The organism is Erysipelothrix urinaevulpis, assembly GCF_009828835.1.
Classification (GTDB): Bacteria; Bacillota_I; Bacilli_A; order Erysipelotrichales; family Erysipelotrichaceae; genus Erysipelothrix; species Erysipelothrix urinaevulpis.
Genome location: NZ_WTTB01000004.1, coordinates 18,995 through 33,572, shown reverse-complemented (window position 1 = coordinate 33,572; position 14,578 = coordinate 18,995). Strand labels below are relative to the sequence as shown.

General features: G+C 34.4%; 12 protein-coding genes. 9 read left to right on the top strand and 3 right to left on the bottom strand.

The annotated features are described in order from the left end of the window. Positions 1–44: 44 nt before the first annotated feature. Positions 45–635 carry a GNAT family N-acetyltransferase gene (locus tag GVV10_RS05470; protein WP_159520421.1) on the bottom strand — a complete coding sequence of 197 codons (591 nt, stop codon included), beginning with the start codon at positions 633–635 and terminating at the stop codon, positions 45–47. A gap of 241 nt (positions 636–876) precedes the next feature. Between GVV10_RS05470 and GVV10_RS05465 the strand changes: the two genes are divergently transcribed. Next, the gene (locus tag GVV10_RS05465; protein ID WP_159520419.1) at positions 877–1,875 is read left to right on the top strand and encodes a YeiH family protein; all 999 of its coding nucleotides are present in this window, start codon (positions 877–879) and stop codon (positions 1,873–1,875) included. 83 nt (positions 1,876–1,958) lie between these two features. On the opposite strand, the gene GVV10_RS05460 is transcribed toward GVV10_RS05465, so the two are convergent. Next, positions 1,959–2,189, bottom strand: a complete 231-nt coding sequence (locus GVV10_RS05460) for a hypothetical protein (protein ID WP_159520417.1) — start codon at positions 2,187–2,189, stop codon at positions 1,959–1,961. A gap of 160 nt (positions 2,190–2,349) precedes the next feature. Here GVV10_RS05460 and GVV10_RS05455 point away from each other — a divergent pair, with 160 nt between their 5' ends. From GVV10_RS05455 to GVV10_RS05445, 3 genes are read left to right on the top strand one after another with little or no spacing between them, the layout of a single operon-like run. Continuing rightward, positions 2,350–3,654 (top strand): PTS sugar transporter subunit IIC, encoded by a 1,305-nt coding sequence (locus GVV10_RS05455; protein ID WP_159520415.1) that lies wholly within the window; start codon positions 2,350–2,352, stop codon positions 3,652–3,654. Then, positions 3,654–4,691, top strand: coding sequence for a MupG family TIM beta-alpha barrel fold protein (locus GVV10_RS05450; RefSeq protein ID WP_159520412.1), 1,038 nt, complete (start codon positions 3,654–3,656; stop codon positions 4,689–4,691). The genes GVV10_RS05455 and GVV10_RS05450 overlap by 1 nt, the downstream gene beginning before the upstream one ends. Positions 4,692–4,747: 56 nt before the next feature. Then, positions 4,748–5,926, top strand: a complete 1,179-nt coding sequence (locus GVV10_RS05445) for a PTS transporter subunit EIIC (RefSeq protein ID WP_159520410.1) — start codon at positions 4,748–4,750, stop codon at positions 5,924–5,926. 13 nt (positions 5,927–5,939) lie between these two features. Here GVV10_RS05445 and GVV10_RS05440 read toward each other — a convergent pair whose 3' ends face one another. Next, on the bottom strand, positions 5,940–6,734 hold the full coding sequence (locus GVV10_RS05440) for a MurR/RpiR family transcriptional regulator (protein ID WP_159520408.1): 795 nt from the start codon (positions 6,732–6,734) through the stop codon (positions 5,940–5,942). Between the two features lie 205 nt (positions 6,735–6,939). On the opposite strand from GVV10_RS05440, the gene GVV10_RS05435 reads away from it, so the two are divergent. The 5 genes from GVV10_RS05435 to GVV10_RS05415 are packed head-to-tail and all read left to right on the top strand — an operon-like array spanning position 6,940 to position 14,563. Beyond that, positions 6,940–8,316: a transporter gene (locus tag GVV10_RS05435; protein WP_159520405.1), complete on the top strand. Its 1,377-nt coding sequence runs from the start codon at positions 6,940–6,942 to the stop codon at positions 8,314–8,316. An 18-nt stretch (positions 8,317–8,334) separates the two neighbouring features. Then, positions 8,335–10,470 (top strand): hydantoinase/oxoprolinase family protein, encoded by a 2,136-nt coding sequence (locus tag GVV10_RS05430; protein ID WP_159520403.1) that lies wholly within the window; start codon positions 8,335–8,337, stop codon positions 10,468–10,470. Then, positions 10,463–10,999, top strand: a complete 537-nt coding sequence (locus tag GVV10_RS05425) for a hypothetical protein (RefSeq protein ID WP_159520401.1) — start codon at positions 10,463–10,465, stop codon at positions 10,997–10,999. Before GVV10_RS05430 ends, GVV10_RS05425 begins: the two co-directional genes overlap by 8 nt. Then, complete coding sequence (locus GVV10_RS09485; RefSeq protein ID WP_236261870.1) at positions 10,926–13,229, top strand: hypothetical protein; 2,304 nt, start codon at positions 10,926–10,928, stop codon at positions 13,227–13,229. Before GVV10_RS05425 ends, GVV10_RS09485 begins: the two co-directional genes overlap by 74 nt. Beyond that, positions 13,229–14,563 (top strand): FAD-dependent oxidoreductase, encoded by a 1,335-nt coding sequence (locus GVV10_RS05415; protein ID WP_159520399.1) that lies wholly within the window; start codon positions 13,229–13,231, stop codon positions 14,561–14,563. The genes GVV10_RS09485 and GVV10_RS05415 overlap by 1 nt, the downstream gene beginning before the upstream one ends. The last annotated feature ends 15 nt before the right edge of the window (positions 14,564–14,578 follow it).

Below are 14,578 nucleotides of genomic sequence, written 5' to 3'. Positions count from 1 at the left end.
AGTTTTCCCTGTTTGCTGGATTAATGAACAAGACTAATTCAAGTTTAAATCTTATTACGTGATTTATTAAGTGTTGCATGAGTGTACTTATCAACGACATGGTCGGGCATTAATAAGCGATAAAAACTACGCATGTAATGTTCGAAATCTAAATCAATTAAAGCATTTTCCGAACCCAAAAACATAATAATATAATTGTTATCAAAAGAAGTCCATTCTAAGTTCGTGTGATGAGCACCGTTATTTTCATAAAAATGTACACGTTGAACAGCTGTTTCAAATTCTTTTTTGGAGACTTTTTGTGGGTTTTGCACTTCCAATAGAAAGGCTTTAGCAGGTAGCAAGTTGAATAATTCTTTAATGAAATAAGAACCTAAGCCAAGTCCTCTTTGTTTGGCGCTCACCGCATAATAGTCCAAGAGCATAATATCACTGTCGTCAAGTCGCACAACGGTTGCGTATCCAAGGAAATCATCGTCTAAGACAAGGGCATAAGCGTAAATAACTTGTTCCTTAATTGCAATTTGAAAGTCCTCTAATGATCTTAATTCTTCTTGAGGAAAATCCTTGATCATATAATTGTTATAAATTTCAGAAAATCCCTTTTCATCAATTCCAATAATTTTGTAATTCATGATTATCATCCTTTAATTGTATTATAACAATAAATTGCATAAAGAATTGTTAAATCTATGTTAAACCTATTTTTTAAAGTCATAAATATCGAAGAAAAAACTGTAATTATAGTTTGGGGATAATTCTCTTTTACAACGGTAAAGATCAAGTCGATTTTAAACAATTAAACAAAGCTTATGTCAATTATTGAAAAAACAATGTTAAATATATAGTATTATAGTATATATTAAGGAGACGAACATGAAAAAAAATACGATCATTGGATTTTGTTTAGCATTAGTACTGGCGATTATTTCTGTGTTTTTTGAAAAGATTATTCCTGTTGAATTCATAGGGGCATCGGTTATTGCATTAATTTTAGGAATACTACTCAATTCGAAACTTGACTTAGCTTCGAATTATCAAAGTGGATTCAAATTTACATCTAAGTATATTCTTCGTGCTGCAATTATTTTGCTTGGTGGGACAATGAATATTGGTTTGATTATGAGTATTGGGAAGATGTCATTGTCGATTATTATCTTTACTTTAGGTGCAGCATTTCTCTTTGCGAATGTGACACGCAAATATTTTGGTGTGAATTGGCGATTGGCGAATATGGTGGCAGCAGGAAATGGAATCTGTGGTGGATCTGCAATTGCGGCCATGTCACCAGTGATTGATGCCAAAGATTCAGAGGTTGCATTTGCAATGTCATCAACCTTTCTGTTTGATGTTGCTATGATTTTATTGTTTCCCTTGATGGGACATCTATTAGGGATGTCCGATGTCGCGTTTGGATTATGGACAGGTACAGCAGTGAATGATACGTCAAGTGTTGTGGCGGCTGGCTATGCATTTTCAGAAGCTGCGGGTGATTTTGCAACCACAGTGAAATTGACACGTACGTTATCGATTATTCCAACAGTTTTGATATTTACTTATTTGAGTGCTAAAAAGCAAGTGAGTGATACAAGTAATAAAGTTAGTGTTATAAAACTATTTCCATGGTTTATTTTAGGTTTTATTGCTTTAGCAATTTTTAATTCAGTTGGTATTATTCCAGTAAAATGGGTCTCACCGATTAAAAATTTGAGTAAGTTTTTAATGGTCGTTTCTTTAGCCTCCATTGGCTTAAATACTCATTTTGAAGATATGAAAGAAATTGGTTTAAAACCGATGATATTTGGAATTTTAACAGCGATTGTTGTCATCATCGTTGCTTTAATCGTTATCTACGCGATGGGCTTGATGGCTTAATAAATGAACAATGATTACACATTACACAAAAACAAAAAAGCCTAAGATGATTAAATCTTAGGCTTAATTATTTTAGCAGTTTTTTAGATATATTCCTCTGATTTAACAGTGAACATGATTGCTCCTGCAATCGGATCGCTTTTAATTTCTGCTTTGACTAGTTTACATGCAGCTTCAACATCCTCTGCATCTGTTTCGAAGTATAATTTGATTCCTTCTTTTTTCACAAACGTAAACTTAGGTGACTCAATAGCTTCAACAATCTTTTGGACTTTGTCTTGCATAATTGGGCTGTTAATAATAATTGTCTTCATAAATTTACCACCTTTCTTATTCTTTATTATAATAGCAGTAACCCAATGGTTTTTCAATACAATTAAAAAAAACTTTCGATATATTTCTAAAAAGGTTGAAAAATAATTTCAATGGGTGTAGACTATTGGTGAAAGCACTACCAGTGCGGGAGGAAAGAAAATGGAAAAATTAACACAGTTTATCGAAGAACGTATAGCTCCGCCGCTAATTAAGTTTTCACAACTTAAATACGTTCAAGTCATGCAACGTACAGGTTTAGGAATTATGAGTTTGCTAGTCGTAGGATCAATCTTCTTACTTGTAGCATCATTCCCTAATCCACAATGGTTAGAGTTCTTAGGAGACTTCCGTTGGACAATTGCAGCAGTTGCTGGAGTTGGTACATCTTTTATTGCATTATATACAGTTATTACAACGTCATATGGTTTAGTTGAATACTACAATAAACGTGAAGGGGAAAACCACGATATTGTTCAACCAATGATTCTCTCAGTAGCATCATTCTTATTACTAAACCCAGCACAAACAGTGACAACATTAGTTGAAGGAGTTACTGAACCTGGTTCATTCACAGGTGTTCCAACAATGTATTTAGGAGCTCTTGGAGTGTTCGCAGCTTTAATTATTTCAATTATTACAGTCGAAGTTTATCGCTTTGTTGTTAATAGAAATATTGTTATTAAAATGCCAGAAGGTGTTCCACCAATGGTATCTCAATCATTTATCGCTTTAATCCCTACATTCATTATTATCACAATGTGGTGGATTGTTGGACACGTATTTAGCATTAACTTACCAGAAGTTATAGCAGGAGTATTTACACCACTTGTACAAGTTGGAGATAGCCCAATCGTTGTTATGATTGCAACATTCTTAAACCGTACATTATGGTCAGTAGGTATTCATGGTTCAAATATTGTTAACTCAGTAGGTGGTACATTCTGGGGACAAATGACAAACGAAAACTTAGCAATTTTCCAATCAACAGGATCATTAGAAGCTCTTAAATATACATATACATCAGTTTGGATGGATAACTATATTTGGACAGGCTTATTCCCATTAGCATTAGCTTTAATTACATCAAAATCACCACGTCTAAAAGGACTTGGTAAATTATCACTTGCAGCAGCATTATTTAACATTGGAGAGCCATTAATCTTTGGTTTACCAATCATGTTAAACCCATTAATGATGATTCCATTCATTTTGTCATATATGGTTCTTGCTATCTTTGCAATCATCTTAACATCAGTGGGAGCAATTCCAGTGCCAGTTATGATTATTTCATGGATTACACCAGCACCATTTAAAACATGGGCAGCAACAAATGGTAGTATTCCAGCCGTTCTATTTGTTCTTGCAGGTTGGGTCTTCATGTTCTTTATCTTCTACCCATTCGTTAAAGCAATGGAGAAAAAAGACTTAGAAGAAATTGCAGCAGCAGAAGCGCAGGTAGAATAATGTTAGGGATTTCGAGTTACTTTAAAGACTTAGATTACAAGTACCTTGAAGATGCAGCAAAAATTGGTGCAAAGTATATCTTTACATCATTGCACATTCCAGAAGAGGACTTGTCAAAATTAGATGAAATGTTACCTAAGTTTCAACAAGCGTGTTTAGATTTAGGCTTACAATTAGTACCTGATATTTCACCAGCAACTTTTGAGAAATTAGGGGTTGAAGAAAACGATTATCAAGCACTAAAAGAAAAAGGATTTAAAGTACTTCGTTTGGATTACGGTTTTGATGACTATGATGTCATCAAAGCCTTACTCCAAGACTTCGATCTTGTATTAAATGCAAGTGTCGTCGACGAAGAGTACATTGTTGATGCAAAAGCGAATGGTGTTGACTTCACGAATATTTCAGTGATGCATAACTTCTACCCAAAAACAGAAACAGGGTTAAGTTTAGATTATTTCAACAAACGTAATGCATCATTTATCAAACATGGAATTCATATTATGGCATTCGTGCCTGGAGATCGTTTAAAACGATTCCCATTGTATGAAGGATTACCAACAGTAGAAAAACATCGTCAAGTTAATCCATATGTTGCGGCAGTTGAATTAATTCATGCTTGCGGCATCCATGATGTTTTAATTGGTGATTCATTAGCTCACAACAAAACTTTAGAATATATTCAAGCATACATGGAAGACAACACACTACATATACCAGTTCACTTCAATAAAGACTATGTAAAAATGTATGAAGAAGTTTATAATGTAAGACGAGATTTATCAGAAAATGTCATTCGTATGGCAACACCACGTATTCCAGAAATAGCTATCACTGATAATAATGCAAGACCTAAAGGATCAATTACAATTGAGAATGCATTGTCAGGTCGCTATAGTGGAGAAATTCAAATTACAAAAAAAGATTTCCCTATGGATGCACGTACAAATGTGATAGGATTTATACATCCTGACTTTGTATCTTTGGTTGATTATATTGATCGTAATACTAAAATACAATTTGTTCGCATTGACTAAGAAGGGGTAACCCTTCTTTTTAATTTTTAAATAGAGATAGATAGGTGAAATTAGGTATGAGTTTAGAAAAAATTGTCAACATGATTCAACAAAATCGTTATTTTAATGCAACTAAGACAGCAGTTATTAAAGTAGCGTATATTCAATTAGCGTTAGCAGCTGTTATTTTTGTGGTTTATCAGTTTATGTTATATGGAACGATAAACCCTAATATTCAACAAGGTTTGGTGTTGTTTTATCAAGTGTACTGTATTTTAATTGGTGTAATTTTTACATATGTCACACTTGAAGAGTTAGTTGAACATCATGAAAATCATTTAATTTATTCTGGTGTTTTTATTTCAACAATTCTAGCCTTGGTCTTTTATGCCAATAATATAATTATGGAATATACTGTTTATTCACTCTTGTTTTCCGTTCTTATTTATATTGGATTGCATCAATTTTCAAAGTTAAAAATTGAAGTTAAATCTTTTCCATTAGCGGTCAACGATTATCTAAATCGATTAATCCCGACATTGCTAATGTTTATGCTTGTTTTGATTCTTGCATATTTTGGTCATCGTTATGTAGGGTATTTAGCTCAAGGGTTAATTTGGCTTACCTACTTTATATCAGGTCCAATTTTTGTTTTACTTACGATTATTGCAATCTGTAGTTTTTGGATTTTAGGTGTTCATGGTGTTGGTGTCATTGGAACGATCCTTAGACCTTTTTGGTTCTATATGATGTTAGTGAATGCCTACTTAGCACTTCAAGGACAACCGGCTGTTTATATTGGATCAGAAACATTTTTCCAATGGGCAGTTTGGCTTGGTGGTTCAGGTGCAACGTTTGGTTTAGCATTTGCATCGAAGTTTTTAGCTAAAAGCCAACATTTAAAATCGATCGGTAAAGATACATTTCACTCCAGTATTTTTAATATCAATGAAACAGTCATTTTTGGAACACCGATTGTAGGCAATAAGTTATTTAGCATTCCATTCTTTTTAGCACCGATCATTGCAGCAGTGATTGGGTATAGTGCGTTTGCTTATGGCTATGTTCGTACCCCAGCAATTGTTGCTCCTTGGGTATTTCCAGTTCCACTTGGTATTTTTATTTCAACATTGGGAGATTGGCGTAGTATTATTCTTGGCTTGATGCTTCTTGCATCAACGTTATTAGTTTATTATCCATTCTTTTATAAATATGATCAACAATTATTAGAACAAGAAAAAGAGAACGAAAATTAATCGTTCTCTTTTTTTATAGATTAAACGCAAGTGTTTGAGTCGATAATCGTTGTCCAACAAGACTAACGAGTAAATCATTAAAAATAAGAAATGGAGTATACATGGTTGCAGCATGAAACATATCAGCATTGTTGATATTTGGATGAAGACTATAAGTAATCGAATGACCTTTTTCAATATCACTCGTGTCCTTTAGACTAATTACAGCAATTTGGATGTATTTCTTTTTACAAGCTTTAATAATATCATTGAGTAAATCAATATAGAGAGGATCGCTGATAAAGACAACAATCAGTGAATTGTAATCGAGACTTGTGTTAATCAATTGAGTTAAACTCTCGCAATACGTACATTTTCGAGTCAGTAAATTCATTTCATCTAATTGATTTTCAAAGATATCACTAATAATCCGTGCTTTCCCAAAACCAAAGCACAAGACATCTTTAGATTGTACAATGCGATTACTCAATGTGTTGATATCCAATGCTGCAATATGACGATACGTATTCTCATAGAATGCATTGTGGTTATCCCAAAGATACTGAGATTGAGCAATAGATTGATCATCATCAACAGGTCTTTCTAAACTTTGTTTTAATAAATATCGGAATTCTTTATAATTATTAAATCCCAATTTTTGAATGAAACGTGTGACAGAAGACGGAGAAGTGAATGATCTTTTAGCAATCGTTTTTATATCTAAGTCATCACTTTGCTGTAAGTTCAAAAGAACATAGGCAATAGATTCTTCTGTTTTATTGTATGAATTTAAATTATATTGAATGTGAAATAATACATCTTTCTTCATCGTTATCACCTACGCTTAGTATAAACTATATGAAAGTGTTTTCAAATACAAAATTATATATCGTTAAATTACCCAAAGAATTGGAATCAACGCTTATTCACATGATGAAAACATTTTCAAGTTGTTTTTTAACTATTGTATCTAATTTTCATAATGATATTCTAGACTCACCGGTAAGCGCTTACTAAAAAGAGGAGGAGAGAACATGGATATTCTCAAATTAAGTTTAATTATTCTAGTTATTGTGGGATTCATTGTTGCTATGATGAAGAAGAAAGTTCCTACAATTATTGCATTACCATTGATAGGGTTGTTTGTTGCCGTGATTGCGGCATTTGGTTCTGAACCATTGGCTGGTTTATTACCGTATGAAATTATGGTTGAAGGTGAAGCTGCAATGGCACCTGGCATTTTTGGTTTTGTTTTGATTGATGGTTCAAAGATGATGGCTGGTGCCATCGTAACCGTTATATTTGCTTCAGCATTTTCGCGAATTATGATGAAACAAAAAATCATTGAAAGAATCATAAAAACTGCTGCTGAATATGCTGGTGATAAACCATTTGTGATTGCAATTGTATTCTATGTTATTGTTTCAGTTATGTTTATGGCAATAGGGGGATTAGGTGGCGTAATTTTAGTAGGATCAATTATCTTACCAATCATGTTGTCTGCAGGAATTAAGCCTTTGGTATCAGCTGTTATTTTCTTGTTTGGTTTTTCATCAGGGCTTATTATGAATCCGATGAATTATTCAATTTATATTCCGTTGTTAGCACCACAATTTGGAGGTGACCTTGCACAAGCGCAAGCGGCAATTATTAAATCAGGATGGCCAATCTTTGTCATTACATTTTTAGTTCCATTTATTTATATTTTCAAAAATGTTGATCGCAAGGTTAGTGTAAGTCATTGGGCGCAACAATCAAATATTGATCATGGAAGTGAAGCATCAAAAATTTCGATGTTAGCTCCAATCATTCCTGTTGTAATTATTCTAGTTGCACAATTTACTAAGCTTGCAATTCCAACAGAGGTTGCAATTATTATTGGGATACTCTTTGTTTTATTGACAACAAAATCAAACAATAAAATGCAACTTGTATCACAAGGACTACTTGAAGGGACTCAAGATGTTGCAGGTGTGATTCTATTAATGATGGGTCTTGGTATTTTAATTAAGGGAGTCCAATACCCAGCTGTACAAACAATTGTTGGACCGTCAATTGAAATGGTTGCAGGATACTTAAAAAATCCAGTGACTTATGTAATTGGTTTTACGATTGGTTCTGTCCTTGCACTCTATAGAGGGCCCATGAATAGTTATGGAATTGGTGGAGCACTTCCAAGTTTATTTGGAGCAGCAGGATTCTCACCCGTTGCGATCATTTGGGCATTACGTGCTGATGGAAATATGCAAGCATTTGGGGATCCAACAAACTCACACAATATTTGGATTGCTGATTTCGTCAATGTTGATGTGAATGATATTTTGAAAGAAGTCTTTATTTATGGTATTCTTCAAGCATTTTTAATACTTACTTATGCTGTGTTAATTGCGAAAATACCACTTATTGTTTAATTGTTTAGGAGATAGATTATGAATCAGAGAAATTATAGAATTGGAATTGATGTCGGTGGGACATTTACAGATGCAGTTGTCATTGATAACCACACTAAAAAAATTGTTGCGAAAAGAAAAATAGCGACAAGTCATAACCACCAAGATGGTGTAGCTGCGGGAATCAATCAGATTATCCAAGTATTGATGGATGAGGTCAACATAAAAGCAGAAGATGTTATTTTTATATCACATGGAACAACACAAGCAACAAACGCTTTATTAGAAGGTGATGTCGCGAGAATTGGTTTAATTGGAATAGGTGAAGGGAAAAATGCAAGACAAGAAACAAATCTGGAACCAATCAACCTAGCCAATGACAAAAGACTTCATGTCTATTATGAATTTATTAATACCATAGATTTCTCTGATTCTTTCATTAATACAGCAATTGATCGTTTGATTGAGCAAAATGCCGAAGTGATTGTTGTTAGTGAATCATTTTCAGTTGATGACCACAGTCGTGAAGATAGAGTGATTGAAATTGCCAAAGAACGAGGAATTAATGTTACAGGCGGTCATGAAATTTCACAGTTGTTTGGTTTAAAACTAAGAACGAGAACGGCAGTAATTAATGGTTCTTTGATTCCTAAAATGTTAGAAACATCGAACACAACTGAAAAAGTTGTACAAGATGTAGGGATAAAAAAACCTTTAATGATTATGCGTGCTGATGGTGGTGTCATGACCATCAATGAAGTAAGAAAAAGACCGATTTTAACTATGTTATCTGGCTTAGCTGCAGGTGTTGCTGGAGCAATCATGTATGAAAAAATATCAGATGGTATCTTCATAGAAATTGGTGGAACATCCGCAGATATTTCGGTCATTAAAGATGGCAAAGTTATGATAAAAAATGCTGAGGTTGGTGGTCATAAAACCTACTTAAAATCAGTTGATGTAAGAACAACAGCCATTGCTGGTGGTACCATGATTCGTTACTTTGATGAAAAGATACAGATTGGTCCACGATCATCACATTTAGCAGGTCTAGAATATGAATGTTTTAATGAAATTAAAGAGAATGATTCCTGTGTTATTGACTTAATAAAACCAAAAGATGAAGATCCACAAGATTATTTAACAGTTGATATTGACAATAAAAAGCTTGCTTTCACCTTAGCAGGAGCAGCAAACTTTCTTGAGCATATCGATGCTGATGATTATTCTTATAGTCATCGCAAAGACTTTGAAAAAGCCTGGATTTCATTAGGGAATTATCTTGGTAAAGATGGAGTCGATGTTGCGAATGAATGTATGGATAAGGCCTGTGATCAACTCAACGATATTATCGAATCACTCATCCAAGAGTATGAACTTGATCGAGAATTCCTTACAATTTATGGTGGAGGCGGTAGTGCAGGTGTCTTTATGAAACATCTTGGCACACGCTTTGATTATAAAACAAAAATTGTGACAGATGCTCCTTATATTTCAACGATTGGTGTTGCTTTAGCAATGATTTCTGAAACAATTGAAAAAAGTGTTGTCAATCCAAGTGAGGATGAAATTAAAAAGATTCGAGCTGAAATTATCGAAAAAATGCTTTCGATGGGAGCCATCAAAGAGACCATCGAAGTAACCATTACGGTCGATACATTGAATCATTTGTTGATTGCGAATGCAATGGGATCAAGTGAAATGGATAAAAAAGACAATGCAAAAGAAATATCAGCCACTGAAGCATTAAACTTAGCCAAAGAATCGGTTGGACAACAACATGGTTTAGCCAAAGAAATAATCAGCAATTACCATGTTAAATTTATCGAAGTTGAAGAACACATTACAGGTATTTTCAGAAAACTTAAGAAAAAAAATAAATATATTGTGGTAATGAGTCAAGATGGTATTGTAAAATTACGCCGAAAACATGGGAATATTGTGTATGGTCCCAAGTCAAACATTCACTCAATTCTAGAACATATCACCGACAATTTCTCAATTTTTTCCGATGCAGGAGAAACAATCCCCGAATGTATCTTATACACCGGCTATCAAACATATGATTACTCAGGTTTAATGAATACTGAGCAGTTAAAAGACATCATTGCATTGGATTTAGAAATGACGGATGAGGATGAGATGCTTATCTTTGTTGTGACGCGTCGTGGATAAATTTAAAGAAGATTTTGAACGATATTATCACTCAATCCAATATTATTTTGAACAGGATTTTAACGATGTTAAAGAATTTGTGGAATCAATCATAAACCATGAAGTGACTTGGTTAGATTTGATTAAACTTAACAATGTACATTTAAAATTTGAACACAATCAGTCACTTAATCATTTGCACGGTATGACCAAAAATTGTGATAGTGTCTCATGTATTTGGATCAATCCAGCGTGGGTCTATCACTATGCACAAAAATTAGGTGTGTCAATGGCATTTAAAATACACTTAATTCATGAATTGTATCATGTCTATGAATATTATAAAAAACCTTTCTATATGGCCTATGCCCAAGAAAGAAAGATAGCATGTTCTGAAATGGCAGCAAATATGTACGTAATTTATATATTAAGGTGTGGGATTCACCCAATAAAAATAGAGGAGAACATAAAACTAAATGAAAAAAATAATTACAAGCTTCGTGTTGCTGGTCTTGATGCTTATGTCACTTCCAGTAAATATGAATGCTGAAACAAAAGAAATTGATATGTCTAAAGTTGATTTGTCAGAAAAAATTGATATGGGTGTTGCCATTGAAGATTCGATCCTTAGAACTGCAATCTTTAATAACTATAAGGGTAAAACTTATGGTTATGGTGTTATTGACAATGGCTTATTCAGTGTTGTTGATGTTGAAAAAAATGAATTGATTTTTACTGAAGATATCGATGGAATGAGAATGTTGTGGGCGATGGCAGCAGATCCAATTTCAGGATCAGTCTATTTCGCAGCCCGAAATGTCTCAAACAATGAAAATCAATTATGGGGCTATTACCCTGAACATCAAGAGCTTGTGAAATTAGCGGTACTTCCAGGTAATTTAGACCCATGGAGTGTTGCAACGGATTCCAATGGTAAAGTATTTGTAGGAACTTACAGTCCAGCAAAAAACGAATCTGCAGTGATGCAATATGATGAATCAAGCAAAGAATTAATTAATTTAGGGGCTGTGGGACGTGATTCAAATTATGTTCGTTCAATGACAGTTCATAATAATAAACTATACTATGGAACAGGCGTTGTACCCCATATTTACGAACGTGATTTAAATACAGGTGAAATTAAAGACATTACCGCAACAATTAATGATTCACTTGGCATTGATTACCAAACAATGAATTTTGCTTACGATATGGCAATGGTTGATGATTTACTCTTTGTAAGAATTGATAAAGATAAATCAGATTCCTTGGTTGTTTATGACACAGTTAATGAAACGTGGAAACCTTATCGTTTACATAAAACAGATAAACCTGGTGCAGGTGGATTCAATCAACTTGTCAAACATAATGGAAACGTAATGATAGGTCATGAAGGAACTCTTCAAAGTCTAAATCCAGAAACTGGTGAAACAATTGATACAGGGATTGAGTTAACATTAGGATTAAGAGGCGCAACATCACAAGTAGTCGATGGACAAAACATGATGTATACATTCTTGCGTACTGGTGAAATTTTAGAAGTTAACCTCGATAACATGGAAGGTCATGTGAGAGACAATGCTTTAAAGCCTAAAGCATTATTGCTCCACAATGTGGGAGTTGGTAATGATAAGAATATTTATCTTTCAACATATCCAGGTGGCCCTAAAGGTGCTAGATTCAATATTGATACCGAAACATATGATGTTTTTAATCAAGGTCAAGCAGAAGGAATTGTCGCTGGAAATAATGATGATCTATACTTTGGAATCTATACCGGTGCTCATATTGATAAAATGAATACAACAGATTTAAGTAAAGTTCGATTGTTTAATTTAGGGGACAAGTATGATCAAGATAGACCCTATATTATGAAGTTTTATAATGACAAACTCTACATTGGAACAATTCCTAATTATCAACGCCAAGGCGGTTCACTCGCGATTTATGATCCGCAAACAGAGGATGTTAAAGTGTATGAAAAACTAATTAATAATCAAAGTATTGTTGGTTTAGCTTATAAAGATGGAAAAATTTATGGTTCAACAACAATCCATGGTGGATTAGGATTAGACCCAACTGAATCATCAGCAGTTATGTTTGTATGGGATGAAAAAACTGAAACACTCGAAAAAATATTCCAACCTGATATTCCAAATATTAAAACAGCTCCAATGATCAGTGGCTTGGAATTTGATAATCATGGAAAATTATGGGGAACAGCAAATGGTGTAATTTTTAGAATGAATCCTGAAACACTTGAAGTTGAGGCTTATGAAAATGTTTACCCAGAAATTACCAGTCGTGGCTTTTGGAATCCAAATAAAATTCGCTTTGGTAAAGATGGACTTATTTATAGTAATTTAGGTGGTTATTTAACAGTAACAAATCCAGATACACTAAAGAGTGTCAAAACAGGGCAAACAGTTGGGTTCTTTGAACTCAGCGATACAAAAGAAGGAAATGAAGCAGTGTATTTTATTACAGATGGATCACGTGAATTATCAAAGATTGATATTCTACACAAAGATCTAACAGTTGATCCGGTCGAGCCAGTTGATCCGGTCGAGCCAGTTGATCCAGTCGATCCGGTTGATCCAGTCGACCCAGTCGATCCAATCGATCCAATCGATCCAATCAAACCCGTTGATCCTGTTGATCCCGTGAAACCAGTCAAACCAGGAGTTCTTCCATCAACAGGGATGGGGAACATGGCGCTGTATTCATCCTTAGGTTTAGTTGTTGTCGGAGGTTTCCTGAAAAAGAAAGGTCGTAAGTAATGTTTGATGTTGTTGTAGTAGGTGGTGGAAGTGCAGGGGCTATGGCTGCGATTGCAAGTGCTAGAAACGGAGCCAAAACTTGTTTAATAGAAGAAAAATCAATTTTAGGTGGAACAAATACTGCTTCACTTGTCGGACCGTTAGTTCCTTTTATTGGTGAAGATAAACAGCCCATAGTTGGTGGAATACCTCAAGAACTCATTAATCGATTAATAAAAAAAGGTGGAGCAATCGGTCATGTTGATGATCCAATTGATTTTGCATACGGATTAACACCAGTCGATTTTTCATTGATGCAGCTTGAATTAATTCAAATGGCAAACGAAGCGAAAGTAGAAATGTATCTCAATCATTCCGTTGTTGATGTGAGCAAAAAACAGACTAATATTATTTCTGTTGTTGTAAGTGACTTAAATGGTCAACGATTTGAAATTAAAGGAAAGCAATACATCGATGCAACTGGTGATGCTGATGTCGCAATGCTTGCAGGTTGTGAATTATTTGTGGGACGAAAAAGTGATCACAAGTCCCAACCCATGACAATGTGTTTTAACCTGAGTAATGTCAATTTAGAAATGGTTCGCGATGATGTCATGAAAAATCCCGATAATTTTGTTGTCAGTGAGGAAATTCGTCAAGGAAAACGGATGGATTACGTCGCAATATCAGGTTATTTTGATGAAGTAAGCAAGAGTTCAAATTTTCCAATTGAACGTGATCGTCTTCTCTTCTTCCAAGGTGTTACAAAGAATGATGTGGGCATGAATACCACGCGAATTTTAGACAAAACAAGCCTTAATACACAATCATTAAGTGAAGCTGAGATAATTGGGCAAGATCAAGTTACTAAATTGTTTGCATGGCTAAAAGAAAACATAGAAGCGTTCAAAGATGCAACAATAAAGAATATCGGAAGTGTTGGTGTACGAGAATCAAGACATCTTGTAGGAAAGAAAACACTGACTGAGTTAAATGTCCTCAGAGGGGATAAGCAAGAACGCTCCATTGCAGTGGGCTGTTATCCTATTGATATTCATGCACCAGACTCGTCATTGATGGAATACGTCGAAGATCAAACACTCAAAAATTTTGAAATTGATCTTGAGATGTTACAATCCGATGAGGTTAATAATTTACTCGTCGTTGGAAGACCCATTAGTGCAACACACCAAGCTCATGCGGCAAGTAGAGTAAGTGTAACTTGTATGGCAATAGGACAATCAGCTGGACTGATTGCTTCACTATCAAGCCAAGAAGATATCGCGATTGATCAATTACCATATAAAAAAATAAAAGAATTGATAACCCAACATGGGGGTATTGTTGAACGTTAAAAGACTGAAAAATCA